Origin of the sequence: Bradyrhizobium sp. TM233, from assembly GCF_036247965.1 — a bacterium.
Lineage (GTDB): Bacteria > Pseudomonadota > Alphaproteobacteria > Rhizobiales > Xanthobacteraceae > Bradyrhizobium > Bradyrhizobium ottawaense.
Map to the genome: position 1 here is coordinate 431,708 of NZ_BTIG01000001.1, position 24,156 is coordinate 455,863.

Consider the following 24,156-nt stretch of genomic DNA (forward strand, 5'->3'; position numbering starts at 1 on the left):
CCGCGTGTGAAGGTCACTAGCGGCGGCCGGATTGGTTAACCCGTATTTTAACTGTCATTCCGGGGCGGCTCGAAGAGCCGAACCCGGAATCTCGAGATTCCGGGTTCGCGCTTGCGCGCACCCCGGAATGACGAAGCTCATAACTAACCGCCCGGGATCGGCAGCACCGGCATGATCTCGACGCGCTCGCCCGGGAAGATCGCGAAATGCGGGTGGTTCTCGAACATTTTTGCCGCGGCATCATGGGACGCGGCCCGGACCACGGTGAAGGCGCCCATCTCGTTGGCGATGTCGGCGACGCCGTTGCCGTCCACCTTCTTGGTCTTGCCGAGCGGGCCACCCATGGCCTGGATCGCACCCTGGTGCTTTTCGACCCAGCCCTTCCAGGCCGCCATGCCCTCCTGCTCCTTTGCCTTGCGCTCCGTCTCGGACATCGCGTTCCACGCGGCCCATTTCGGGCTGGTCTTGCTGCCGAGGAAAACGGCGAGATAGGTGTCGGTGCTCATCGGTTCTCTCCCTTGTTGATGGATTGACGAAGCCGCGAGATCTTCCGCGGGTCCGCTTCGCTACAGCTTCAGGCCGTCAAAGCCGGCGGCTGCCTCCTGCACGTCAGGCGGAAAGTCGCTGATCTCCTGGACCTGCCGGATCTCGATGATTTCGTTCGGCGAGGCCGGGCACTGCCTGGCCCAGGCAATCGCCTCTGCGCGCGAGGCAACCTCGATCATCCAGTAGCCGCCCAGCACTTCCTTGGCTTCAATGAAAGGGCCGTCGGTGACAATGGGCTCGCCGGTCGCAAACGAAACCCGCGCGCCCGTCGACGGCGGATGCAGGCCGTCGAGCGTGATCAGCACGCCCGCGTCCTTCAGCGCCTCGTTGTAGCGCATCATCGCCGCGACGCGCTCGGGATCGAGCTGGACGTCCGGCGGCGCGGCCTCGTAGCCGAGCGGGATCATCAACATCATGAATCGCATGGGTCGTGTCCTGGCTTCTGCGGTGGTTCCGGGATGCGCCGTGAGGCGCAGGCCCGCTTCCCTTCAAGACGAATGACCTCTCGCGGAACCGACACGCCCGCGGAAATAATCTGAGGTGCCCGGCCCTAACGCGGCTGCGGCAGGAAACGTCCATCCTGCCGGGCAGCGCCGAAATAGACGTCGATGCGCCGAACCTTGCCGCCTGCGAAGGTGAAGAACTCCGTGTTGCGAAAACTCCTGCCATCGGTCGCAAGGCAGAGATAGGTGACAAAGGCCTCCTCGCCCCGGACGAAGACGCGCTCGATGTCATGGCGCGCGATCCAGCCGCTGTCGCTCCAGCAGCGTTCGAAATAGGTCGCCTTATCGAGCTCGTCGTCAAACGGGCTGGTGAAGCGGAAATCGTCGGCCAATGCGTCGGCGACCCGCTGCCGGTCATTGGCGAGATAGGCGGCGAAGAGGTCTCGGATCAGGCGTTCGCGGTCGTCGGACATTGCGGGTCTCCTTAATAACGACGTCCCTGGAAGACGATCCATCCGGGGCCGCCCCGACATCGCGCCTTCGGCTTGAGGCCTTTCTTGCCGGACCGAAAGCGCAGTAAAAGGAGCCCGCACTCGCGCGCCCCTCCCGGACACAGGACAGATCAGCCAATGCCGCCAGCCCCGCAAAAAGTCGCCCTCGTCACCGGAGCCGCCCGCGGCATCGGGCTCGCGACCGCGAAGAAGTTCCTGGCCGAGGGATGGCGCGTGGCGCTGCTCGACATCGAGGGCGAGTTGCTCGGCCGAGCGGTCGCCGACATCGACCAAAGCGAGGCGACGCTGGCGCTGACCTGCGACGTCTCGGACGCAACTGCGGTCGCCGCCGCGATGACGACGATCGAACGGCGGTTCGGCCAGTTGGATGCGCTGGTCAACAATGCCGGCATCGCGGTGTTCGCGCCGCTGATGGAGACGCCCGAGACCGATTGGCGCCGCGTGCTCGAGGTCAACCTCACCGGCCCCTTCCTCTGCACCAAGGCCGCGGTGCCCCTGATGCGCGAGGGTAATGGCGGCGCCATCGTCAACATCACCTCGATCTCGGCGGTGCGCGCCTCGACGCTGCGCTCGGCCTACGGCACCAGCAAGGCCGGGCTCGCGCACCTGACCAAGCAGCTCGCGGTCGAGCTCGCCTCTCTCAACATCCGCGTCAACGCGGTCGCGCCGGGACCGGTCGACACGGCGATGGCGAAGCAGGTGCATACCAAGGAGATCCGCGCCGACTATCACGACGCCATTCCGCTCAATCGCTACGGCCTGGAGGAAGAGCTTGCGGAAGCGATCTACTTCCTGTGCTCGGCAAGCGCGAGCTACATCACCGGACAAATTTTAGCCGTCGATGGCGGCTTCGATGCGGCGGGTATCGGCCTGCCGACCCTGCGCGGCCAGCGCCGAAACGGGTAGGTCCCGCAGGGTGGAGACTTCATGCGACGCATCTCATTGCTCAAAGCCCTGATGCTTGCATCCGCGCTGCTCGCCACCGCGCCCGCGTCAGCTGAAATCCGCATCATCCAGTCACCTGGCGGACAGGTCGGGCCGTTCCTCGATTTGTTCGAGAAGGTGCGCGAGAGCGGCGAGCGCGTGGTGATCGACGGTCCCTGCCTGTCTGCCTGCACGCTGGTGCTGAGCATCGTGCCGGGCGAGCGTATCTGCGTCACCAAGCGCGCCGTGCTCGGCTTCCATGCGGCGCGCTCGGTGGACCGGCGCGGGCGCTTCTATGCCGAACCCCAGGCGTCCGAAGCCGTGCTTGCCGCCTATCCCGGTCCGGTGCGCGACTGGATCAGCCGCCGCGGCGGCCTGAGCTCACGGCTGCTGCTGTTGAAGGGCCGCGATCTCGCCGCGATCTATCCGCGTTGCCGGTGACGAATTTGGCAGCCGACACGATTGTGACGTGAATGAGTTCCGTGACCCCGTCACATGAAGGGCGCTTGGTTTGAAAGGCATTTGCTTGGATGGCTCAAGGCCATACGACAGGTTCCCTGTGCTCGCACGCAATGTGCGCACTGGGCTCTGCACCATCACACTTTGGCTGCCTTCAATAAAGAGTCTGGATCACCGGCCCCAGCTTCATGCTGACGCAGATAAGCATCCCCCACAGGGCAAAATTGATCTGTAGCGCCGCCGCCATCGGTCGCTCCCCTTCCAAGTGACGTCCACCCCAGCTTTTTAGATTTTGTGAGTCACCAATAGCGATTCTGACGTGCAGATTACAGCCCAATATTGCGTCAATTGTTGTGCGATGCAGTCCGCATGGTTTCACGAAGCGGCCTCACTGCTCCCGCAAAGTGATGCGAATCGTGCGATCATTCCTCGGCCACGCCGGCCAATCGTTTGCCTTAAGTTCCATTTGACCGACGCGATGCAAGTTTCCCGTGCGGAAGCTTGCGCAGTGCGCATCGAACTTTGGGTCCGGCATGATACGACGCGGCTTCATCTTGCTTACTTTCTGCACAGCGCTGCTTGGATGTGCAGCCGCACCGGCGCAGGAGCGTCGCCCGATCGCATGGGATGGCCTCGGCCAAGACCCCAACAAGGGCTCGAGGCGCCCTCATGTCGCGAAGCGGGGCGCGACGAATCCCGCACCCGCGGCGAGTGATCCCAATCAGGAGCGGGAACGCGTGCTCGGCACCTTGCGGCCATACTCAGAGGCGTGGTGGGCGGTCCATGACGAGATCGAAGCGGAGAACGACAAGCAGCTCGGCACCAAGCTCGTGATCTGCCCTCGCTGCGTTCAGTCGCCGCAGCAAGGTGAGGACGTCACCGGATCGATCCGTTGAGCGAGCTCACGACCGATCCGGGTATGACGCGATAAATTCAGGCGTCCCCTCTCCCGCAACAGTGGAGAGAGGGAATCGCGACTCGACAGATGCAGGCTGTCGCGCCTGTCACATTCCTTCGGCCGGGCAGTTCACCATCCAGGGAATGCCGAACTTGTCGACACACATGCCAAATCCCCTGGCCCAGAACGTCTTGCTGAACGGCATGGTGACGGATCCGCCATCGGCGAGCGCGTTGAACTTGCGTTCGCCTTCCGCGGGGTCCTTCACCGTGAACGAGATCGAGAAGCCCTGCGGCTTGCTGAAATGCTCGGGCGGCACGTCGGAAGCCATCAGCACGCTGCCGTCGGGTAGCGACATCCGCGCATGCATGATCATCTTCTCGCGACCGGGCGCGGCGGGCACGTCCGGCGGCGCGTCCGACGATCGCATCATCGCATCGATCTTGCCGCCGAGTGCCTTGGCGTAGAAGTTGAACGCGGCTTCGCACTTGTCCTGGTAAAACAGATAGGGATTGAGCATCGTTTCTCTCCTCTTCGTTTGCAGTGAGGTTCATTGCTTCTCGGCGAGCTTCTTCAGGCTGGCGAGGCCGGCCTCGAAATCCTTGCCGATCATATCGTCCATGTTGATGAAGACCTGCATGACCTTGGACAGGAACGGGGCCGGACCGGACATCCCCCACGTCACCAGCGTGGCATCGCCTTGCGGCGCAAAGGTGAACTCGGCAGTGTTATGGCCTTCGAACGGACGCTCGAAGTCGAGCTTGATGCGAAGCTTTGAGGCGGCGTTCGCCTCGAGGATCTCCATGCGGCCGGCGCCGACATTGTTGTTGCCGTCCCAGGCGTAGGTCGCGCCCTTCCCTTCCGCAGTTCCGCCGAAGGTGCGCTTCATGGCGGGATCGCGGCCCTCATAGGGCGACCAAGCGGTCCAGCGGTGGAAATCGGCGACCTGCGGATAGATCGCGTCCGGCGGCGCCTTCACCGCGAGGCTGCGCTCGACGCGAAAGGTGTCCGGTTTCGTCAGAGCAAAGGCGAGGACGCCCGCAATTCCGACGGCGAACACGATGGCGATGACGGCAATGACTTTCAGCATGGATGGCTCCCTGGATACGGGCAAAGGACGAACGGGAACGGCGGGGGCCGACAATCCGGAAACGGATTTTTTGGGCACTGCCCTCACCTCACGTCATGGCCGGACTTGTCCCGGCCATCCACGTTCTTCGCGCGGACGGAAGAGACGTGGAGGCGGACGGGCCTATTTCGCCTTCGCACCCTGCCTGACGCTCCCGTTCCCACCCTTCGGCTGGCTGTCCCGGATCAGGCGATCGATGTGCATGCGAATGTGGGCGGCTTCTGCGGAAGTGTTGGCAAGCGCGATGGCGCGGTCGAAGGCGACACGCGCCTCGTCGTTGCGGCCGAGTTGCATCAGGAAGGCGCCGCGCACGCCGTAGAAATGGAAATAGTTGGCGAGCTTCGAGGCCAGCGGCTCGATCAGATCGAGCGCGGCTTGCGGCCCGCGCACCTTGGAGACCGCGACCGCGCGGTTGAGCGTCACCACGGGAGACGGCTGCGCAACTTCGAGCGCGCCGTAGAGCAGGTCGATCTGCGCCCAGTCGGTCTCCTCCGGCTTCGACGCGCGGGCATGCAGCGCGGCGATCGCGGCCTGGATCTGATAGGGCCCGCTGCGGCGGTGGCGCATCGCCTTGTCGATCAGCGCCAGCCCTTCCGCGATCATGGTGCCGTTCCACAGCGAACGGTCCTGGTCATCCAGCAGGATCAGCGAGCCATCCGCGGCAAAGCGCGCGGCACTGCGTGCATGCTGCAGCAGGATGAGCGCCGTGAGCCCCATGATCTCCGGCTCGCTCGGAAACAACCTGAGAAGCAGGCGCCCCAGCCGGATCGCCTCCTCGCAGAGCGGCTTGCGGATCTCCGCGGTGTCGCCGCTCGCCGAATAGCCCTCGTTGAAGATCAAATAGATCATCGCCGCGACACCGGCGAGCCGCTCGGAGCGCTCGATTGCGCCGGGCGTTTCGAACGGCGTCCCGGCTTCCGCGACCTTCGCCTTGGCGCGGGTGATGCGCTGCTCCATCGCCGCGTCCGAAACCAGGAAGGCGCGCGCGATCTGCTTCACGGTAAGGCCCGAGACGATGCGCAGCGCCAGCGCGATCTGCTGCGTCGCCGGCAATTGCGGATGGCAGCAGATGAACATCAACCGCAAGATGTCGTCGCGATAGTGCGAGCCGTCCAGCCGTTCGGCCAGCGCGCCTTCGGCGTCGTCGAGATCGGAGATCGCCTGGTCGTCCTCCGGCAGCGGCTGCTGCTTGCGGGTCCGGCGCACCTCGTCGATGGCGGCATTGCGGCCGACCATGATCAGCCAGGCCGCAGGATCGCGCGGCGGCCCGTTCTGCGGCCAGGTCTTGAGCGCGCGCAGGGAGGCGTTCTGGAACGCCTCCTCGGCGGTATCGAGATCGCGGAAATAACGCAGCAGCGCACCGACCGCCTGCGGGCGCGCCGAGGTCAGCGCGGTCTCGATCCAGGCGGTGTCGGCTTCGCTCACGTCAGATTCCCTCCGGGCCTGAACACGCCGACGGGACGCACCTCATAGGCGCCGCCGGGATTGGCAGCGCCAAGGTCGCGGGCGACGTCGAGCGCTTCGTCGAGATTCTTGCAGTCGACGATGTAGAAGCCGAGCAGCTGCTCCTTGGTCTCGGCATAGGGCCCGTCGAGCACCAGCGGCGGATCTTCCTTGCGCAGGGTCGCCGCTGCCGTGGTCGGCAGCAGCCGCGCGACCGGCCCGAGCCGGCCCTGCTGGGTGAGCTTCTCCTGCACCACGGCGAGCTTCTTCATCACGGCCTCGTCCTGCTCCTTGCTCCAGGAGCCGACGAAGTCCTCATCGTGATAGCAAAGGATTGCATAAAGCATGGGCGACATTTTCCTCGGGTCTTGTTGTGAAGACGATCCACTATGCCCCGGTCCGACAGGACTGCGGAAAAAAATAGCAGGAAAAATCCGGCAGGTCGTGCCAAGGAGGGCCTTCTCAAGCGGAACCGACGAGGCACTTCGAATGACCAAGGGCACACTGGCCGTCCTGATCAACAGCACGCAGCAGAACTGGCTGCCGGAGCGCTGGAAGGCCCGGTTTGATGCTGTCTGCGGCGGCCGCCGTGTGGTGCTGCTGCCGGATTCCACGCTCGATCCGGCCGAGGTGCACTATGCCACGGTGTGGAAGCCGGTGCCCGGCGATCTCGGCGCTTTCCCCAATCTGCGGGCGATCTTCAATCTCGGCGCCGGCGTCGATGCGCTGATGGCGGACAAGAGCTTGCCCGACGTGCCGCTGGTCCGCGTCGCCGTGCCCGACCTGACCGGCCGCATGACCGAATATGTCGTGCTGCACGTGCTGATGCACCATCGCCAGGAGCTCTATTTGCGGGACTCGCAGCGCGCGAAACGCTGGGAGCCGAAATATCAATGGCCGGCGAGCGCGGTCACGGTCGGCGTCATGGGGCTCGGCACGTTGGGAGCGGATGCGGCCGACGTGCTGCGCCGGCTCGGCTTCCGCGTCGCCGGCTGGAGCCGCAGCCCGCGCGCGATCGATGGCGTCGAATGCTTCCACGGCTCGGCCCAGATCGATGCGTTCCTGCGCAAGACCGATATCCTGGTCTGCCTGCTGCCGCTGACGCCCGAGACGCACGGCATCCTCAACCGCGACGTCTTCGCCAAGCTCAACCGCAACAGCCCGCTGGGCGCGCCGGTGCTGATCAATGCCGGCCGCGGCGGCTTGCAGAACGAGGCCGACATCCTCGCCTGCCTCGACGACGGCACGCTGGGCGCAGCCTCCCTCGACGTCTTCGTGCAGGAGCCGCAGCCGGCGGACAGCCGGTTCTGGACCCACCCCAAGGTGGTGCTGACGCCCCACAACGCAGCCGACACCGACGCCGACGCGATCTCGGCCTATGTCGCCGAGCAGATCGCACGCTTCGAGGCCGGCGGTGCGTTGGAGAACGTGGTGGACCGGGCGCGGGGATATTGAGGTTCGGTAGCCTGGAGGTGGCAGGCGCGCGCCTCATACTCGCTGTCGTCCCTGCGAACGCAGGGACCCATAACCACAGGGAGCAGTTTTGCGGCAGGTCGTAGTTCGGTACTGCGACCAACGACCATCGATAGATTCCGCGGTATGGGTCCCCGCCTTCGCGGGGACGACACCGTTGTTTTAGCGGCAGTCCCGCGCACATTGCGCCAGCCGCCAGCCCTCTGCCCCCCACAACCACCGCGCTCCGCCGGTATCCCGTTCACCCTCTCTTAGCGAGAAGTTGATAAGCGTCATTAACCAACGCTCAAACAACGAGTCGGATATGCGCGCGAGCCTCGGCCTCAGGATGCGGATCACGGTTGCCCTGGCGGTGACGGCGGCGGCAACCGCCCTGTTTGCCGTGCTCGGGGCGATGTGGATCATCGCGGGGATCATCGACCGCGCCGACCAGCGCGAGCTGCACAGCCATTATGACGCTCTTCAGTCGCGCATCGCCGAGGAATCGCACCGGGCCGCCGCCATGAGCGCGATCGTGGCCGCGATGCCGGCGACGCAGGATGCGATGGCCAAACAGGACCGCAACGCCCTGGTCGGTCTGTTCGGACCGGTCTTTGCCGCGACCAAATCGGAATACGGCGTCGATCAGTTCCAGTTCCATGTGGCGCCCGCGACCTCGTTCCTGCGCGTGCACCAGCCCGCCAAGTTCGGCGACGACCTCTCCGGGTTCCGCAAAACCGTCGTCGTCGCCAACCAGGATCGCAAGGTCGTGGTCGGCCTCGAAGGCGGCGTCGCCGGGCTCGGGATCCGCGGCGTGGTGCCGATCGCGCAAGGGGGCAAGCATCTCGGCTCGGTCGAATTCGGCCTGACTTTCGGCCAGTCCTTCCTCGACGATTTCAAGACCAATCGCCACGTCGACGTCGCCTTCCACCTCTCCGATGGCTCCGGCTTCAAGCTGTTCGGCGGCACGCTGAAGGGCAAGAGCTTCTTCGACGCGGCCGATTACGGCCGCGCTACCGCAGGCAGCTTCACCGTGAAGCAGGCCAAGCTCGACAACACGCCGGTCGCGGCGTTGCTCGGACCGATCAGGGATTTTTCCGGAAAGCCGCTCGGCGCCGTCGAGCTGGTGATGGACAATGCCGATTACGAGGCCTCGGCCGACCGCGCCTGGCTGCTCGCGATCGCGATCGCCGCGATCGGACTGGTGCTTGCCGCCATCGTCGGCTATCTCATCGCCCGCAGCATCTCGCGTCCGATCCTCTCCATCACGTCCGTCATGCGCGAGCTCGCAGACGGCCGGACCGACGTCACCATCCCCGCCAGCAAGGCGAATGACGAAGTCGGGGCGATGGTGAAGGCGGTCGCGGTGTTCCGCGACAACGCCGTCAACTTTGGCAAGCTTCAGGCCGAGCAGCTGGAAGCCAAGGCGCAGTCCGAAGCCGAGAAGCGGCGCGCCTTCGCCGCGCTTGCCGACAATTTCGAAGCCAGCATCCGCGACGTCGTCACCACGGTGTCCTCGGCTGCGGTCGAGATGGAGCATACGGCGCGCTCGATGTCGGCCATCGTCGAGCAATCCCGACAGCAGACCGGCGCCGTATCATCCGCGTCGGCGCTGGCCTCGGAAAATGTGCAGACCGTCGCGGCAGCAGCCGAGGAATTGTCCTCGTCGATGACCGAGATCAGCCGGCGCCTCGCCCACGCCACCGAAGTGGTGGGCAAGGCCGCGAGCGACGGACGGCGCTCGAACGAGCGCGTGCAGAGCCTGGCAGACGCGGCGCAGAAGATCGGCGACGTCGTCTCCTTCATCAACGGCATCGCCGGCCAGACCAACCTGCTGGCGCTGAACGCGACGATCGAAGCGGCCCGCGCGGGCGAAGCCGGCCGCGGCTTTGCCGTGGTCGCCTCCGAGGTCAAGGCATTGGCGACGCAGACGGCGAAGGCGACCGAGGAGATCGGGGCACAGGTCAACGCGGTGCAGGGCGAGACATCAGGCGCTGTGGATGGCATCCAGTCGATCTGCGCGACGATCCAGCACGTCGACGAGATCTCGGCTGCGATCGCCGCAGCCGTCGGCCAGCAGGGCACGGCGACGCAGGAGATCGCACAGAACGTCCAGCAGGCGGCCGCACGCACCGGCGAGGTCACGCAGAACATCTCCGGCGTCACTGCCGGCATCGCCGCAACGGGCACGGCGGCGGAGGAAGTGCTGGGTTCGGCGATCGAGCTGTCGAAGCAGTCGCAGCGGCTGCGGGATGAAGTGGATCGCTTCCTCGCGCAGATCCGCGCGGCGTAGTTGGACGGGATCGGGCTACATACTCGCTGTCGTCCCCGCGAACGCGGGGACCCATACCGCGTGATTTATCGACTGCGCACGGTACGCGTACCCAAGGCCATTGACGCCAAGTCTTTAACCCCGAGTCTTCGCCAAACTTCTCCCTGGGGTTATGGGTCCCCGCGTTCGCGGGGACGACAACTATTCCTTGGCGCCGGCCCCCACCATCACATCGATCGCCCCCTTCACGATCGCCTCCAGCTCCTTGCGCGACACGCGCGCACGCGAGCGGATGGCGATGGTGTGCACAGTGGCTGATGCGATCTGTGCCAGCACGACCGGATCGGCGCTTGCCGGCAACTCGCCCTTCTCCTTGGCGCGGCGGAAGCAGTTTGCAAAAGCCTTGTCGAGCTCGGTGAGACCGTCGAGCACCATGGCGCGGATCTCGGGATCGCCGACGGCTTCGGACGCCGCGGTCACCACCGTGAAGCAGCCGCGCGGACCGGTCTCGCCGGACAGATAGATGTTCAGCGCGGAGGCGAAGATGCGCTCCAGCCGCTGGCGCACCGGCATCTCCTCGCGGAAAATCTCCACCATCGAAGCCCGCGCGTTCTCACGGTAGCGCTGATAGCTCTTGATGTAGAGCTCGCGCTTGTCGCCGAAGGCGCCGTAAAGACTCGGGCGGTTCATCCCGGTGGCTTCGCTGAGATCATCGAGCGAGGTCGCGGCAAAACCTTGCGTGCGGAACAGATCCAGCGCCTTGCCGAGCGCGACATCCGGCTCGTAGGCGCGCGGACGGCCACGGCGCTTAGGTTGGCCGCGGCCCTCGGGTTGGCCGCGGCGCTCGGGTTCTTTGGCAGCAGGTGGCGGCTTCGATTTTTGTACCATTTCGCAATTTAATCCTTGACCCGCCTCATATTATGCAAGATGGTACAAAAATCAATCTGGCCAGGTTGCGCGAAACCTCAAGAATTGCCCAAGGAGGCTACAGATGGATCTCTATTTCTCGCCCCTCGCCTGCTCGATGGCGACCCGCGTCGCGCTGTATGAAGCCGGCGCCGAGGCGAACTATCTCGAGGTCGACCCGCCGACCAAGACCGTGCTGAGCGACGGCTCCGACTTCCGCGCCGTCAATCCGATCGGCCTGGTGCCGACGCTGCGCACCGACGAGGGCGTGATTCTGACCGAGAACGCGGCAATCCTGCAATACGTCGCCGACCGCTTCCCGCAATCCGGGCTCGGCGCCGCAGAAGGCATTGAGCGCACGCGGCTGCATCAATGGCTGTGCTTCATCGGCACCGAACTTCACAAGGGCCTCTTCATCCCGGTGCTCGATCGCAAGGCCCCGCAGGAGACCAAGGCCTATGCTCTCGAGAAGAACCTGTCGCGGCTCGACTATCTCGACAACTACCTGAAGGGGCGCGACTTCCTGCTCGACCATTTCAGCGTTGCCGACGCCTATCTGGTCACGGTCATCAACTGGACCATGGCGACGCCGCCGATCGAGCTCGCCAAATGGCCGAACGTGAAGGCCTATTACGAGCGCCTGCGCCAGCGGCCGTCGGTCGCGAAGGCGGTTGCAGAAGAGTTCGAGCTGTACAAGGCCGAGCTCGCGCGCAAGAAGGCGGCGGCCTAGGTTTTGAACGCCGCATCGCCGTGACGATCAAGTCGTTGTCCCCACGCGGCGGGACAACGACTTCGCATCAAAGGTCTTGTTTGCAACCATGGAGAGCCGCGCCCGTTCAGGCCGCCCGGACGCTGTCGAGAAAGCGACCGACCTCCGTTCGCAGCCGGTTGCTGTCGCTCGAAAGCGCTTGCGCCGCGTCGAGGACCTGCGCGGAAGCCGAGCCGGTTTCCGTTGCCCCCCGCTGGACGTCGGCGATGTTCGAGGAGACATGGTGCGTGCCTTGAGCGGCCTGCTGGACGTTGCGCGCGATCTCCTGGGTCGCTGCGCCCTGCTCCTCGACCGCCGCCGCGATGGTCGACGAGATCTCCGACAAGGACTTGATCGTGGTGCTGATCATCTTGATGGCACCGACCGAATCTTGCGTCGCGCCCTGGATGCCGGCGATCTGCTGGGAAATCTCGCCGGTGGCTTTGGCGGTCTGCTCGGCCAGGGCCTTCACTTCAGAGGCCACGACGGCAAAGCCGCGGCCGGCGTCGCCAGCCCGCGCGGCCTCGATCGTCGCATTCAATGCGAGCAGATTGGTCTGGCCGGCGATCGTGTTGATGAGCTCCACGACGTCGCCGATCCGCGCCGCCGCGATGGAGAGCTCGCCCACTTTCTGATCGGTGAGGCGGGCCTGCTCGACGGCCTCATTGGCCATCCGCGCCGACTCCTGGACCTGCCTGCCGATCTCGTTGACGGACGATGACAGCTCCTCCGTCGCGCTCGCGACGGATTGCACGTTGGTGGAGGCCTCTTCGGAAGCCGCCGCCACCATGGTCGCGAGCTTCTCTCCACGCTCCGCGGTCGAGGTCAGCGTGTTTGCCGAGGCCTCCAGCTCGGTCGAGGCCGACGAGACGGTTTCGATGATCTCGCCCACCGCGCCCTCGAAATTGCCCGCGAGCTTGATCATCTCCGCCTTGCGCTGCGCAGCCGACCGTCTCTCGCTGGCCTTCAATTCGTCGCGATCGAAGCGAACGATCGCCTGCAGCGTCTGCAGGTTCCGGAGAGCGGCGCCGAGTTCGTCGTCGCGCTCGACGACGATGCGGTTGTCGAGCTTGCCCTGGTTGATGCTGAGCATCGCATCGTTCAGGCGCTGGAGCGGGCGAACGATGGCACGGATGGTCTGCCGACTGACGAGCCCACCGATCGCGATGCTCGTCACGAGGAGGGCGATCGCCACGCCCGCAAGCCAAGCATATTCGTGCTCGGCCGCGTCATATTCCGCCTTGGCTTCCTTGACCTGAATCATCACGAGCCTGTCGAGATCGGCCTTCGCCGCGTCGTACAATTCTCGCGCCCGTCCTGCCAACAAGGTGCCGAGCTCATCGTACTTTCGCGCGGCAGAGAGTGATAGCGCCGGCTTCAATCCTTGCTCGACATAGCTCACGCGCCTGGGCGTGAAACTGTCGGCGACAGCTTTCTCTTCCGGCGTCAGATAGGTCGCCACGTACTCGGCCCAGGCCTTCCCGACCTTTTCGAGGTTGGCGCTCACCTTGCCCGTGACGTCGTCGACCGGCTTTCCGGCGCGTCCGTTTGCAGCGGCTTCAAACAGCAGCACGGTATTGTCTCTCATCCGGTCGTTGATCTCGAAGAGCTGGGCGAGCGGCACCGCACGATCCTCGTAGATCGACTTCAATCGCGAATTGCTTTGGCGCGTTCCCAGCAAACCCATAGCGCCGATCGCGAGCAGAAACAGCGAGAGAATCGTGACGAGCGTCACCAGGCGCGCATTCAGGGTGCCCGTGAAGATGGCCAATCTGTCGCGAAACGAACGACGGCGGAGCACGCCGGCATCAAGCCTGTAGTCGTGCGGCTTGTTCTCACGGATCTTCGCATACACCTGCTCCGCCTCGGCGCGCTGATCGGCAGGCAACTTGGTGCGAACGGAGCTGTAGCCGACGATCTGCCCGTCCTGGCGAATGGGAGAGGCGGTCGCCAACACCCAGTAGAAGTCGCCGTTCTTGCGCCGGTTCTTCACGGCACCGGACCAGGGCTTGCCCTGCTGCAGCGTCGCCCACAGGTCTTCGAAGGCTGCAGGCGGCATCTCCGGATGGCGGATGATGTTGTGAGGCTGCCCCGTCAACTCCGCGCTGGAAAACCCGGACGCCTCGACGAACTGATCGTTGAAGTATGTCAGCTTCCCTTTCGTATCTGTGTGAGAGACGATGAGGGTTTCGTCGGTAATCGGATATTCGACGGCCGAGACCGGAAGGTTGGTCCGCATGGGGGCCTCCAAATGACATTCGCAAAAATCGAACCTGTGAACTTCAGGTAAGCGCCGAAGGATTTAATTTGCCTAAATGAGGAGCAGCGAACTGATCAGTGGAATCACTTTTGAGTCACGGTCTTCGGCAAAAACGCATCCAGCGCGGGAGACCGCGAAGCCGCCGCAACCGCTGATGGTCGAAGTCGGTCTCGCAAGGTCCACGCATTCGCTGACAGGTTTCGCAGCTTTGATTCGCACAGATGCTGCAGCCGCTTCTCGTTCGCAGCTAGCCGCACGGCACCCGCGGTAAAATCGTGACGATACCGGGCCACAGCGTCAGCAGCAGCATCGAGGCGCGAGGACGATCAACGCGATCGTTCGTCGGATGGGTAGAGCGAAGCGAAACCCATCGACGCTTCTTCCACGTTGAACACGATGGGTTTCGCAAGTGCTCTACCCATCCTACGGCATCGCAGACATACCTTCGCATCCTCGCGGCCTGTTTCGCCCGAGCTTTGCTTTCGTCTCGCACCCTTGAAGGCAAGGGCGCAGGGAAGGCCGGGCGCCGGCTGGCACCCGAAGTCCCGCGTGTGCTGGAGAACGCGCACGGGGTGGACGACAGGTGTGCCGGTCGCCCGGCCTTCCCTGCGCGATGGTTTTCACGGTGTCCTTCGTGCTCTCCTCGGGGAGCGATGCACTATTGCCCCCGTCGCCTTGCGGATTTCAGATGCGCGCACCGGTTGGCCGCCACATCACCGCAAGCCTTGACGCACAGACCCCGGGCGTCAGGACCACACGACTTCTCCGTCCGCGCACATCCCCATCCGCATTCCCGACGGCTGGCGTGCGCTCGCCGTCGAGGCCGGACAAGGACGCTGTCAGCGCCGTGTCGTATCGCGCCTGCCGCTGCTCACGGGTTTCCCCGCCCTGCAGCCAACATCACGCGCCGACGCCGTCGCGGCCACCGCATCCCGGCCCGCGTCCCGTGACGATCGCGAAACGCCCCTTGTGGCGGGCGGGATGCCGCGATTTGTACGGCAAAACCGAACTTCTGTAAATTCGAATATTTTTGCGCTGAGCTCTCGACCCAGCGCTGGCGTGTTTTGCCCGTCGGGCACCACAACGGATGGTAGGTGAGACAAGCCGGCGATCTACCCGTACAGAACCCGCGGCAGGATCGTGACGATGCCGGGCCACAGCGTCAGCAGCAGCACGAAGCCGACCATGATGATCAGGTACGGCATCGTGACGCGGGCGATGTAGCCGAGGCCGTCTTCGGTCAGGCCCTGGATCACGAACAGGTTGAAGCCGACCGGCGGGGTGATCTGCGCCATCTCGACGGCAAGCACCAGGAAGATGCCGAACCAGATCTCGTCGAAGCCCGCGCCCTTCACGATCGGCAGCACGATCGGCAGCGTCATCACGATCATCGAGAAGCCGTCGAGGAAGCAGCCGAGGATCAGGTAGAAGATGATCAGCACCACGATCAGCATGAAGGGCGACAGGCCGAGCCCCTTGACGAAGGCAGCGACCGCCTGAGGAATGCCGAGGAAGGCCGCGGCATTGCCGAGGATCGAGGCGCCGAGCACGATCAGCGCGATCATCGAGCAGGTCACGACCGAGCCGATCAGCACGTCGCGCATCACCTGCTGCGACATCGAGCCCTGCGCCCAGGCGACCAGCGCCGCGCCGAGCACGCCGACGGCGGCGGCCTCCGACGGCGTTGCAAGCCCGCCATACATCGATCCGAGCACGCAGGCGATCAGGAACAGCGCCGGCGCAAGGTCCTTCAGCGCGGCGAAGCGCTCGCCCCAGGGCACCTGCGAGAGCTTTGCTTCCGTCTCCGGCACCATCGCGGGCTTGAGGCTCGTGTGCAGCATCACCCAGCCCATGAAGGTTGCGGCGAGCAGAAGTCCGGGCAGCACGCCGGCCGTAAAGAGCTTGAGAATGGAAACGTCGCCGAGCACGCCGTAGATGATCATGATGTTGGATGGCGGGATCAGGAAGCCGAGCGTGCCGGCACCGGCGAGCGAGCCGATCGCGATGTCGCGCGAATAGCCGCGGCGCAACAGCTCGTTGAGCGACATACGGCCGATCACCTGCGTGGTCGCGGCCGACGAGCCCGAAATCGCCGCGAAGATGGTGCAGCCGATCACGTTCACATGCAGCAATCGGCCGGGCAGCAACCCCGCCCAGGGCGCCAGCCCCTGAAACAGCGAGCGCGACAGGCGGGTGCGAAACAGCAGCTCGCCCATCAGGATGAACAGCGGCAGCGCCAGCAGCTCCTGCGTGGTCAGGATGTTCCAGGCGTATTGCGGCAGCAGCTTGTCGAGCGGGATCGAGCGGAACATCGCCAGCAGCAGCGTCGCGGTGAGCGCAAGCGTGAGGCCGATCCATACGCCGCAGGCCAGCAGCGCAAACAGGATCGCGAAGAGGGCGACGACTTCGATGGTCATGCGATCTGGAATCCGGGAGCGAGCAAAGCTGTCATTCGACGGGCGAGGCCTTCATGCGGTGATCCTCCAGCGGCAGGCCGAGCACAGCCTGGATCGCGCGCGCGAGGAACTGGAGGGTCAGCAGCAGCATGCCGAAGGTGACGACGGCTTCCGGAAACCACAGCGGCGTGTCGCTCGAGGTCGAGACCTGGCCGCGCACATAGGCGCCGAAGGCGAACTTCGCCATGGCCGAGGTCAGGAACGCCATGAAGGCAAAACCGGCCGCGGCCGACAATATCTCCAACGCGCGTTGCAACGGTGCCGGCGCGTTCTTGAGCAAAAGCACGACACGGATGTGGCCGCCAACACGCAAGGTCATGGCGGCGCCGAAGGTGAACGACGCCGCCATCAGATAAGATGAGTATTCCCACGCGATCGAGATCGTCGGGGGAAAGAACGACAGAAAGTTCGACAGGAAACGCGTTGCGACCTCGCACAGCATCAGCAGTGTCAGCGTCAACAGGCAGCCGCCGCCGATCCAGCCGTCGAGCCGGCCGAGACGGTCGATGCCGTCGAGCAGAATGCGCAGCGGCGCCGGCGCCGCGGCGTTGAGACTTTGTGAAGCCGCGGGCGAAACGCTGACCATATCGGCCTCAGCGCTTCATTTCGGCGAGATAGGCCCGCACCGGCTTATCGGCCGCCGGCACGCGCTTGAGGAAGGCGTCGAGCTGCGGCGCGGTCTTGGCCCGGATATCCGTCATCATCGCGCCCGAGACCGGCACCACCTCCATGCCGCCCTCCTTCAGGCGGTTGAGGCTGTCGGCATCGGCCTTGAGCGAGTTCGCCCAGAACCCCGGCTCCATCTTCGCGGCGATGCCGGCGACCATCTGCTGTTGGTCGGCGCTGAGGGCCTTCCAGGAATCGAGATTGACGGTGAGCATCTGCGAGGACCAGACGTGATTGGTCGGGTAGACGTATTTCAGGAATTCCCAGAACTTGCCGTCGACGCCCGAGACCGCCGAGGTCGAGACGCCCGCGACGGCGCCCGAGGCGAGCGCGGGGATGGTCTCGCCCCAGGGGATCATCACCGGCGCCATGCCGACCACGGCCAGCATGTCGACGGCGTTCTTGTCGGGCACGCGGATCTTGATGTTCTTCAATCCGTCGACATCGGCGACCTTGACCTTGAGATGCAGATACTGCGTCGGCCACGGCACGATGTAGAGGATCTTCTGGTTGTTGCGTGCGGCGACTTTCTCGTATTCGGGCCGCACATATTTGTGCAGCACCTTCAATTCGTCCATCGAGCTGCAGAGGAAGGGAATGCTCTCGACCCCCATGAAGGGCTCGTCGCCGACCTGCTGGATGTTGAGGACGTCGGCGAGCGGCACCAGGCCGTCGCGCACCGCGCGCAAGTGCTCGGGGCCCTTGAAGCCGAGCTGGCCGCCCGCCTTCACGGTGATGGCAACCGTGCCGCCGCTCTGCTTCTTCACTTCTTCCGCGAAGGCAAACGCGTTCTGGGTGTGGAAATTGCCGTCGGGCCACACCGTCGACATGTCCCAGCTCACCGTCGCCGCCCGCGCGCGGGTCGAGATGTGGCCTGCGGCAAGCAGCGTCGCTGCGCCCGTGGTGAAGTTCCGTCGCGTGATCATTGCACCCCTCCCTTTACCAAAGCGTACCGACGCGTCAGCGCGCGTATCCATAGACTGCAACCGCATTGTCAGCGGAGACGAGCCCGCTCTCGATATCCTCCTTGACCGCCCCGCGCTCGCGCGTCGCGGGATCGCCGATGCCGGCGCCGCCCGGCGTCAGCACAACGAGCCGGTCGTCCGGCGGCACCTGCTGAAAGCCTTTGCCACGCAGCTTCTTGCCGGACTTGAGGCCGACATAGCCGGCCTCGCCATTGTGGCCACCATCGCGGCCGCGCGGCGGATGATCGATGCGGTCGAACGCGGCCAGGATGTCGAACGGCGCATCGACGCCGCTGCCGACCTCGATGATCTGGCCGAGGCCGCCGCGGGTGCGCCCTGCCCCGCCGGAATCCGGACGCAGCTCCTTGCGCCAGAAGATCAGCGGCGTCTGCGTCTCCGCGATCTCGACCGGCGTGCCGCGCACGCCGCTGGGATAGGCGGTGGCCGAAAGCCCATCCTTGCCGAAGCGCGCACCGGTGCCGCCGTTGCTGGTCACCGCCATCGAGAATCCGTAATTGCCGCCGACGCCGGAGCGGGTCTGGCCGCGGACGTTGAGATTCCACAGGCACGAGGTGCCTTCCGCTGGCACGCGCTCGGGAATGATCTGGCGCAGGCAGCCGAACACGACGTCGGGCAGCATCTGGCCAATGATGTGGCGCGAGGCGACCGGCGCGGGCTTGGGCGCATTCAGGATCGCGCCGGCGGGTGCCGATACCGTCAGCGGCGACAGCGAGCCGGCATTGTTCGGGATCTGCGAGGCGACGACACAGCCGAGGCCGAACACGGTGTAGGCGGTGGTGTAGGACAAGGGCACGTTGATGCCGAACTTCGAGGCGGCGGAGGTGCCGTCGAAATCGACATGGATGCCCGCATCCGAGATCGTCAGCGTCGCCGCCAGCGTGACCGGGGCATCGTAACCGTCGACCACCATGGTGTTGCGCCAGCTGCCCTTCGGCAGCTTTGCGATCTCGGCGAGCACGGCCTCGCGCGAGCGGTCGCAGATGTAGTCGCCGAGCTCGTCGAGCGTATCGATGCCGAACTCGGTCATCATCTCGACCAGGCGCTCGCAGCCGACGTCGTTGCAGCCCGCGAGCGAATAGGTGTCGCCTTCGGTGTCGATCGGCAGCCGCGTATTGGTGCGGATCATCGCCATCAGCGTCTCGTTGACGACGCCCTGGTCGATCAGCTTCAGCATGGGGATGTAGAGCCCCTCCATGAACACGTCGGTGGCGTCAGGCCCGAAGCCGATGCCGCCGATGTCCATCAGATGGCTGGTGCAGGAGAACAGCGCGACCGGCTTGCCGTCCTTGAAGCAAGGGGTGGTGACGACGAAGTCGTTGAGATGACCGGTGCCCATCCAGGGATCGTTGGTGATGTAGGCATCACCCTCCTTCATCGTCTCGATCGGGAAGTGGTTGATGAAGTGCTTGACCGATTCCGCCATCGAGTTGACGTGACCGGGCGTGCCGGTCACCGCCTGCGCCAGCATCCGCCCTTTGAGGTCGAACACCCCGGCCGAGAGGTCGCCGCATTCGCGCACGATCGGGCTGAAGGCGGTGCGGAGCAGCACCTGCGCCTGCTCCTCGACCACGGCGATCAGCCGGTGCCACATGATCTGAAGGTCGATCAGGCTCGCGCCATTTGCCTTGCTCATGATCAGGCCGCCTTCCGTTCCATGACGATGCTGCCGGCACCGTCGATATGGGCGTCAAAACTGGTGGAGACGAAGGTCGAGGTCTCGTCCTCTGCGATCACGGCGGGGCCTGCGATGGTCGCACCGGGCGCCATGTCCTCGCGGCGATAGAGCGGGATCTCGATCACCTCGCCGGCCCGTCCGTCGAAGAATTTGCGGCTGCCGACAGCCTTGCCGGCAGGCTTGCGCGTGACGGCGGCGACAGCAGATGGATTACGCGCCTCCGTCGTCGCGAGCACCGACCAGCTCAACACCTCGATCGCGGCACCCGGGATCGGCCGCTCGAACATCGCGGAATAGTCCGCCTCGAACTTCTGGCGCAGGCCGGCGAGATCTGCCCCCGTCAGCCGCCGGTTCGGCAGCTCGACTGAGATCTCATGGCCCTGGCCGACATAGCGCATGAAGGCGGCGCGTCGTTCGCGCACCGGCGCACCGGCAGCACCAGGCTCGACCAGCGCGCGCGCCTCGGTCACCATCTCCTGCAGGAGATCCGACACCGCTTCGGTATCGAAATCATCGAGCCGGACATGTCGGCTGCGCACCAGCTCATAGGCGATCGGTGCCGCAAGGAAACCGACGGCCGAGCCGACACCGGCATTCGACGGCACGATCACCCGGGAGACGCCGATCTTCTCGGCGACGCGCGCCGCATGCAGCGGTGCCGCGCCGCCAAAGGCGATCAGCGTGTGCTGGCCGACGATCTCGCCGCGCTCGACCGCATGGACACGCGCCGCACTCGCCATGTTCTCGCAGACCACCTCATGTACCGCATAGGCTGCGGTTTCCGCTGAAAGACCCAGCGGCTCGCCGACGCTGCGCAGCAGCGCCTGTTTCGAAAGCTCCGGATCGAGCTTGATCGTACCGCCGGCAAATGCGTCGGGATCGATCATGCCGAGCGCAACGTCCGCGTCCGTCACTGCCGGACGCTGGCCGCCGCGACCGTAGCAGGCCGGTCCCGGCTCGGACGATGCACTCTCGGGCCCGACAGTGACGCGCTTCATCGCGTCGACATGCGCGATCGAGCCGCCCCCGGCGCCGATCTCGACCATCTCGATCACGGGGATGCGCACCGGCAGGCCGGAGCCTTTGAGGAAACGCGCGGCGCGATCGACCTCGAACACGCGCGAGGTCTCGGGCTGATATTCTTCGATCAGGCAAATCTTTGCCGTGGTGCCGCCCATGTCGAAGGACAGCACCTTGCTCTCGCCGAGACGCGCTGCGATCTGCGCCGCGAAGATTGCGCCGCCGGCAGGCCCGGACTCGACGAGGCGCACCGGAAAGCGCCGCGCCGTCTCGATCGAGGTGACGCCGCCGCCGGAGGTGACCAGATAGATCGCGCCGCGGAACTGCTCGACCTGCAGGGCATCGGCCATGCGGGCGAGATAACCGTCGATCAGGGGTTGCACATAGGCGTTCGCGACCGCCGTGGAGGTGCGCTCATACTCCCGAATCTCCGGGCAGACGGCGGAGGACACGGTCACGGAGATGCCCGGCATCTCCTCGGCCAGAATCGCGGCGGCGCGACGCTCGTGCTCGGGGTTGGCGTAGGAGTGCAGGAAGGCGATCGCGACGCTCTCGACGCCCTGCTCGCGCAATTTCGGCGCGAGTGCACGCACCGACGCTTCGTCGAGCGCGAGACGGACGGCGCCGTGGGCGTCGACGCGCTCGGGCACGGTGAAACGCAGGCTGCGCGGCGCCAACGGCCTCGGCTTGTCGATGCCGAGATCATATTGATCGTAGCGGCTCTCGGTGCCGATATCGAGCACGTCGCGAAAACCTTCGGTCGCAATCAGCGCCGTCTTGGCGCCGCGGCGCTCGATGATCGCGTTGGTTGCGAGCGTGGTGCCGTGAATGAAGACGTCGATGTCGCTGATATGAGCGCGGGCATCAGCGAGAATGAGACGCATGCCGTCCAGCACCGCCTGCTCGGGGCGCTGCGGCGTCGTCAGCAGCTTGCGCGTCTTGCGATCCAAACCCACGTCCAGCACGATGTCGGTGAACGTGCCACCGATATCCACGGCAAGCCGCACCTCGGCTCCCTCAAGCATTCCAAATTCTCCGCGCTGGTCGTCAAGACTGAGGTCGAAAGCGCAGCAATTTCCATGCCATGGACGACGAGGACAACGCCGCGCCCGGCCATTCTGCTTGGCACCTATGCAATAGGCAAGGTGTGTTCGCCGCCGGCGCGATCAGAGCAGGAATGCAAGCGCCGCTTCGCAGCGCTCCTCGACCTTCAGAGTCAGAAGATCATCGGCGCGGGTGCGGCCGAGATTGACCGCCGCAATCGGGATATTGCGCTGCGCGGCAGCCTGCACGAAGCGGAATCCGGAATAGACCATCAGCGATGAGCCGACGATCAGCATGGCGTCGGCCTGCGACAGATGGTCCTGTGCGGCGGCGACGATGTCGCGCGGCACGTTCTCGCCGAAGAACACCACGTCGGGCTTGAGGATGGCGCCGCAGGCTTCGCAAGGAGGCACCTGGAAGGACGAAAAATCCTCGTGCTCCAGATCGGCGTCGCCATCAGGTGCATCGGCCGCATCGAGCGTCAGCCACGCCGCATTCGCGCGACCAAGCGCGTGCTGAAATTCTTCGCGCGGCGTCTTCGCTCCGCAGCCCATGCAGCGAACCAGGTCGAGCCGGCCGTGCAGGTCGATCACCTCGCGGTGGCCGGCGGACTGATGCAGCCGGTCGACGTTCTGGGTCAGCAGCATCCCGCACCGGCCGTTCGCCTCGAGCCGGGCCAAGGCACGATGCGCATCGTTCGGCCGCGCCTGGCCGAACCGCCGCCAGCCGATCAGGCTGCGCGCCCAATAGCGCCGCCGCGTATGCTCGTCCGACATGAAGGACTGGAAGTTGACCGGCTGGGTCCGCTTCCAGTTGCCGTTGCTGTCGCGATAGTCGGGAATGCCCGAATTGGTGCTGCAGCCGGCGCCGGTCAGCACGAACAGCTTTTCGTGCCGGTTGACGAAATCCTGGAGCGGAGGGTTTGCCGGCGGAGCATTTGACATGGCGCAGATGTAGTCCGCGCCGCGACATTTTGCCAGATCACTCCCGTGCCGGCGGCCCGAAGCGGGCGACGGGTTGATCCGTGCCGGAGGAATGCCGGCGGCGAATGCTCGCTGTCCTGCCCGAACACGTCACCCGTCAGATCTTGCCGGGATCGGTGTCATGCCTGTGCTTGTGAAGAAACCGGGCGATCTGGCCGCGGAGCGCCGCCGTGTCCAACAACGTTCCGACCGATCCGGCGGTGTCGAAGATCTCCCGCTGAAGCGTCGTCGGCAGGGAATTCCATTGCATGATGACGGCCGCACCGAGACATCGCAAGACACGCTCTTCCTCCGCCGCGAGGGCTGCGCCGCGCAGTCGCTCCGTCTCGCCGATATTCACGGCATCCACGTATTGGTCCGCGAGGACCTGCTCGTTGTCCGCGCGCGATGCAAGGCTGTCCTGCAGTTTCTCGAATTTGCGGGTATCATCCTTGCCGGGCGAACTCTTGGCCAGTTCGCCGTACGCGGCCGCTCTTGCACGATACTGTAGAAATTTGAACATGCCGCCTTCTTTCGTTGAAAGTCTCGGCGTATTTCAGCCTGCCGGCTAGGCCGGCATCGGGACACTCAGAGAAGCCAATGGAGCGTCGAACGTGTACGCGAAGCCTCTCTCCGCGTAGGTCAATTGCACGTCGCCCTGGAGTTCGCGACCCAGCGTCTCGATCAATCGCGTTCCGAAGCTGCGCTTTGCGCGTGACTGGATCAACGGACCGTTCTTCTCGATCCAGGTCAGGCGCAAGCGTTGCGCCGATGAATCGATCGTCCAGTGGAGATCGACGCGCCCTTTTGGAGCCGAAAAGGCTCCATACTTCGTGGCGTTCGTGCAAAGCTCATTGAGCGTCATCGCGACCGCGACCACGGCACCCGAATTGATCCGGAGATCGGGTCCCGAAATCGAGAACTTCGATTCAGCGGGATCGTCGAAAGCTTCGATGGCGCTGCGGACGACCGCCCCGAGGTCGGCACTCGACCAACTCGCCCGCACGAGGAGATCGTGCGCGCGGCCAAGCGCAAGCAGCCGCCCGGCGATGGCCTGCTGTGCGTGCGCCACACCTTGCTCGCCGCGCAAGCTCTGGGAGACGATGGCGGAGACGGTCGCGAGCGTGTTCTTGATGCGGTGGTGCAGCTCTTCAAGGATCAGCTTTTGCAGCTTGTCCGAGGTTTCCCGCTCCCTGGCGTCGATGCCCGCCCTGGCAAGCAGACCCCTCGTGTTGATCTCGGCCTGGGCAAGGAGAAGCCGCAGGCTGACATTCTCTGCCGCCAGAGCATCCTCATGCGATTCTCCGCCGCCGAGGTGCTGGCCCGTGCGGAGATCGATCTCGAGCATTGGTGAG

At 64.9% G+C, this 24,156-nt stretch carries 23 protein-coding genes; 6 read left to right on the forward strand and 17 right to left on the reverse strand.

Annotated features, from left to right (window positions below; genetic code table 11):
* Window positions 1-143 precede the first annotated feature (143 nt).
* The 3 genes from AABA86_RS02075 to AABA86_RS02085 all read right to left on the reverse strand — a co-directional run bounded on the left by AABA86_RS02075 (window position 144) and on the right by AABA86_RS02085 (window position 1,462).
* A complete protein-coding gene (locus tag AABA86_RS02075; protein WP_338305580.1) occupies window positions 144-506 on the reverse strand; it encodes a hypothetical protein in 363 nt (120 codons plus the stop codon).
* Window positions 507-566: 60 nt separating this feature from the next.
* Window positions 567-971 (reverse strand): YciI family protein, encoded by a 405-nt coding sequence (locus tag AABA86_RS02080; RefSeq protein WP_212248709.1) that lies wholly within the window; start codon window positions 969-971, stop codon window positions 567-569.
* A gap of 125 nt (window positions 972-1,096) precedes the next feature.
* On the reverse strand, window positions 1,097-1,462 hold the full coding sequence (locus AABA86_RS02085) for a nuclear transport factor 2 family protein (RefSeq protein ID WP_338305581.1): 366 nt from the start codon (window positions 1,460-1,462) through the stop codon (window positions 1,097-1,099).
* Between the two features lie 156 nt (window positions 1,463-1,618).
* On the opposite strand from AABA86_RS02085, the gene AABA86_RS02090 reads away from it, so the two are divergent.
* The 3 genes from AABA86_RS02090 (at window position 1,619) to AABA86_RS02100 (ending at window position 3,780) form a co-directional block, all read left to right on the forward strand.
* On the forward strand, window positions 1,619-2,407 hold the full coding sequence (locus AABA86_RS02090) for an SDR family NAD(P)-dependent oxidoreductase (RefSeq protein ID WP_338305582.1): 789 nt from the start codon (window positions 1,619-1,621) through the stop codon (window positions 2,405-2,407).
* 21 nt (window positions 2,408-2,428) lie between these two features.
* On the forward strand, window positions 2,429-2,866 hold the full coding sequence (locus tag AABA86_RS02095) for a hypothetical protein (RefSeq protein ID WP_338305583.1): 438 nt from the start codon (window positions 2,429-2,431) through the stop codon (window positions 2,864-2,866).
* Window positions 2,867-3,417: 551 nt separating this feature from the next.
* Entirely contained in the window at window positions 3,418-3,780 is a 363-nt protein-coding gene (locus tag AABA86_RS02100; RefSeq protein WP_212248705.1) for a hypothetical protein, read from the forward strand.
* Window positions 3,781-3,888: 108 nt separating this feature from the next.
* On the opposite strand, the gene AABA86_RS02105 is transcribed toward AABA86_RS02100, so the two are convergent.
* From AABA86_RS02105 to AABA86_RS02120, 4 genes are all read right to left on the reverse strand, one after another.
* Window positions 3,889-4,302 (reverse strand): VOC family protein, encoded by a 414-nt coding sequence (locus AABA86_RS02105; RefSeq protein ID WP_212248704.1) that lies wholly within the window; start codon window positions 4,300-4,302, stop codon window positions 3,889-3,891.
* A 30-nt stretch (window positions 4,303-4,332) separates the two neighbouring features.
* Window positions 4,333-4,872: an SRPBCC family protein gene (locus AABA86_RS02110; protein WP_212248703.1), complete on the reverse strand. Its 540-nt coding sequence runs from the start codon at window positions 4,870-4,872 to the stop codon at window positions 4,333-4,335.
* Between the two features lie 162 nt (window positions 4,873-5,034).
* Window positions 5,035-6,336, reverse strand: coding sequence for an RNA polymerase sigma factor (locus AABA86_RS02115; protein WP_338305584.1), 1,302 nt, complete (start codon window positions 6,334-6,336; stop codon window positions 5,035-5,037).
* Entirely contained in the window at window positions 6,333-6,701 is a 369-nt protein-coding gene (locus tag AABA86_RS02120) for a YciI family protein (RefSeq protein ID WP_028140339.1), read from the reverse strand. Before AABA86_RS02120 ends, AABA86_RS02115 begins: the two co-directional genes overlap by 4 nt.
* Window positions 6,702-6,843: 142 nt before the next feature.
* Here AABA86_RS02120 and AABA86_RS02125 point away from each other — a divergent pair, with 142 nt between their 5' ends.
* Window positions 6,844-7,809 carry a 2-hydroxyacid dehydrogenase gene (locus tag AABA86_RS02125; RefSeq protein WP_212248701.1) on the forward strand — a complete coding sequence of 322 codons (966 nt, stop codon included), beginning with the start codon at window positions 6,844-6,846 and terminating at the stop codon, window positions 7,807-7,809.
* Between the two features lie 322 nt (window positions 7,810-8,131).
* Window positions 8,132-10,099: a methyl-accepting chemotaxis protein gene (locus AABA86_RS02130; RefSeq protein WP_212248700.1), complete on the forward strand. Its 1,968-nt coding sequence runs from the start codon at window positions 8,132-8,134 to the stop codon at window positions 10,097-10,099.
* A gap of 180 nt (window positions 10,100-10,279) precedes the next feature.
* Here the strand turns inward: AABA86_RS02130 and AABA86_RS02135 are convergent, their stop codons facing one another.
* Complete coding sequence (locus AABA86_RS02135; protein WP_338305585.1) at window positions 10,280-10,966, reverse strand: TetR/AcrR family transcriptional regulator; 687 nt, start codon at window positions 10,964-10,966, stop codon at window positions 10,280-10,282.
* A 103-nt stretch (window positions 10,967-11,069) separates the two neighbouring features.
* Here AABA86_RS02135 and AABA86_RS02140 point away from each other — a divergent pair, with 103 nt between their 5' ends.
* The gene (locus AABA86_RS02140; protein ID WP_212248698.1) at window positions 11,070-11,714 is read left to right on the forward strand and encodes a glutathione binding-like protein; all 645 of its coding nucleotides are present in this window, start codon (window positions 11,070-11,072) and stop codon (window positions 11,712-11,714) included.
* A 106-nt stretch (window positions 11,715-11,820) separates the two neighbouring features.
* Here AABA86_RS02140 and AABA86_RS02145 read toward each other — a convergent pair whose 3' ends face one another.
* The 9 genes from AABA86_RS02145 to AABA86_RS02185 form a co-directional block, all read right to left on the reverse strand.
* Complete coding sequence (locus AABA86_RS02145) at window positions 11,821-13,971, reverse strand: methyl-accepting chemotaxis protein (protein ID WP_338305586.1); 2,151 nt, start codon at window positions 13,969-13,971, stop codon at window positions 11,821-11,823.
* Window positions 13,972-15,104: 1,133 nt separating this feature from the next.
* Window positions 15,105-16,409, reverse strand: coding sequence for a TRAP transporter large permease (locus tag AABA86_RS02150; protein ID WP_338305587.1), 1,305 nt, complete (start codon window positions 16,407-16,409; stop codon window positions 15,105-15,107).
* Window positions 16,410-16,440: 31 nt separating this feature from the next.
* Entirely contained in the window at window positions 16,441-17,034 is a 594-nt protein-coding gene (locus AABA86_RS02155) for a TRAP transporter small permease subunit (protein ID WP_038951026.1), read from the reverse strand.
* Window positions 17,035-17,041: 7 nt separating this feature from the next.
* Window positions 17,042-18,040, reverse strand: coding sequence for a TRAP transporter substrate-binding protein (locus AABA86_RS02160; protein ID WP_338305588.1), 999 nt, complete (start codon window positions 18,038-18,040; stop codon window positions 17,042-17,044).
* Window positions 18,041-18,074: 34 nt separating this feature from the next.
* Window positions 18,075-19,733 carry a hydantoinase B/oxoprolinase family protein gene (locus tag AABA86_RS02165; protein WP_338305589.1) on the reverse strand — a complete coding sequence of 553 codons (1,659 nt, stop codon included), beginning with the start codon at window positions 19,731-19,733 and terminating at the stop codon, window positions 18,075-18,077.
* Window positions 19,734-19,735: 2 nt separating this feature from the next.
* A complete protein-coding gene (locus AABA86_RS02170; protein WP_212245309.1) occupies window positions 19,736-21,820 on the reverse strand; it encodes a hydantoinase/oxoprolinase family protein in 2,085 nt (694 codons plus the stop codon).
* A gap of 141 nt (window positions 21,821-21,961) precedes the next feature.
* Entirely contained in the window at window positions 21,962-22,783 is an 822-nt protein-coding gene (locus tag AABA86_RS02175; RefSeq protein WP_338305591.1) for an NAD-dependent protein deacetylase, read from the reverse strand.
* A 136-nt stretch (window positions 22,784-22,919) separates the two neighbouring features.
* Entirely contained in the window at window positions 22,920-23,324 is a 405-nt protein-coding gene (locus tag AABA86_RS02180) for a hypothetical protein (protein ID WP_212245313.1), read from the reverse strand.
* 45 nt (window positions 23,325-23,369) lie between these two features.
* Window positions 23,370-24,149, reverse strand: coding sequence for a sensor histidine kinase (locus tag AABA86_RS02185; RefSeq protein ID WP_338305592.1), 780 nt, complete (start codon window positions 24,147-24,149; stop codon window positions 23,370-23,372).
* Window positions 24,150-24,156 lie beyond the last annotated feature (7 nt).

What these genes read in the sequence shown, in the direction of transcription:
- AABA86_RS02075 (WP_338305580.1), bottom strand. Translation starts at nt 506, where the DNA reads ATGAGCACCGACACCTATCTCGCCGTTTTCCTCGGCAGCAAGACCAGC.
- AABA86_RS02080 (WP_212248709.1), bottom strand. Translation starts at nt 971, where the DNA reads ATGCGATTCATGATGTTGATGATCCCGCTCGGCTACGAGGCCGCGCCG.
- AABA86_RS02085 (WP_338305581.1), bottom strand. Translation starts at nt 1,462, where the DNA reads ATGTCCGACGACCGCGAACGCCTGATCCGAGACCTCTTCGCCGCCTAT.
- AABA86_RS02090 (WP_338305582.1), top strand. Translation starts at nt 1,619, where the DNA reads ATGCCGCCAGCCCCGCAAAAAGTCGCCCTCGTCACCGGAGCCGCCCGC.
- AABA86_RS02095 (WP_338305583.1), top strand. Translation starts at nt 2,429, where the DNA reads ATGCGACGCATCTCATTGCTCAAAGCCCTGATGCTTGCATCCGCGCTG.
- AABA86_RS02100 (WP_212248705.1), top strand. Translation starts at nt 3,418, where the DNA reads ATGATACGACGCGGCTTCATCTTGCTTACTTTCTGCACAGCGCTGCTT.
- AABA86_RS02105 (WP_212248704.1), bottom strand. Translation starts at nt 4,302, where the DNA reads ATGCTCAATCCCTATCTGTTTTACCAGGACAAGTGCGAAGCCGCGTTC.
- AABA86_RS02110 (WP_212248703.1), bottom strand. Translation starts at nt 4,872, where the DNA reads ATGCTGAAAGTCATTGCCGTCATCGCCATCGTGTTCGCCGTCGGAATT.
- AABA86_RS02120 (WP_028140339.1), bottom strand. Translation starts at nt 6,701, where the DNA reads ATGCTTTATGCAATCCTTTGCTATCACGATGAGGACTTCGTCGGCTCC.
- AABA86_RS02125 (WP_212248701.1), top strand. Translation starts at nt 6,844, where the DNA reads ATGACCAAGGGCACACTGGCCGTCCTGATCAACAGCACGCAGCAGAAC.
- AABA86_RS02130 (WP_212248700.1), top strand. Translation starts at nt 8,132, where the DNA reads ATGCGCGCGAGCCTCGGCCTCAGGATGCGGATCACGGTTGCCCTGGCG.
- AABA86_RS02135 (WP_338305585.1), bottom strand. Translation starts at nt 10,966, where the DNA reads ATGGTACAAAAATCGAAGCCGCCACCTGCTGCCAAAGAACCCGAGCGC.
- AABA86_RS02140 (WP_212248698.1), top strand. Translation starts at nt 11,070, where the DNA reads ATGGATCTCTATTTCTCGCCCCTCGCCTGCTCGATGGCGACCCGCGTC.
- AABA86_RS02145 (WP_338305586.1), bottom strand. Translation starts at nt 13,971, where the DNA reads ATGCGGACCAACCTTCCGGTCTCGGCCGTCGAATATCCGATTACCGAC.
- AABA86_RS02150 (WP_338305587.1), bottom strand. Translation starts at nt 16,409, where the DNA reads ATGACCATCGAAGTCGTCGCCCTCTTCGCGATCCTGTTTGCGCTGCTG.
- AABA86_RS02155 (WP_038951026.1), bottom strand. Translation starts at nt 17,034, where the DNA reads ATGGTCAGCGTTTCGCCCGCGGCTTCACAAAGTCTCAACGCCGCGGCG.
- AABA86_RS02160 (WP_338305588.1), bottom strand. Translation starts at nt 18,040, where the DNA reads ATGATCACGCGACGGAACTTCACCACGGGCGCAGCGACGCTGCTTGCC.
- AABA86_RS02165 (WP_338305589.1), bottom strand. Translation starts at nt 19,733, where the DNA reads ATGAGCAAGGCAAATGGCGCGAGCCTGATCGACCTTCAGATCATGTGG.
- AABA86_RS02170 (WP_212245309.1), bottom strand. Translation starts at nt 21,820, where the DNA reads ATGCTTGAGGGAGCCGAGGTGCGGCTTGCCGTGGATATCGGTGGCACG.
- AABA86_RS02175 (WP_338305591.1), bottom strand. Translation starts at nt 22,783, where the DNA reads ATGTCAAATGCTCCGCCGGCAAACCCTCCGCTCCAGGATTTCGTCAAC.
- AABA86_RS02180 (WP_212245313.1), bottom strand. Translation starts at nt 23,324, where the DNA reads ATGTTCAAATTTCTACAGTATCGTGCAAGAGCGGCCGCGTACGGCGAA.
- AABA86_RS02185 (WP_338305592.1), bottom strand. Translation starts at nt 24,149, where the DNA reads ATGCTCGAGATCGATCTCCGCACGGGCCAGCACCTCGGCGGCGGAGAA.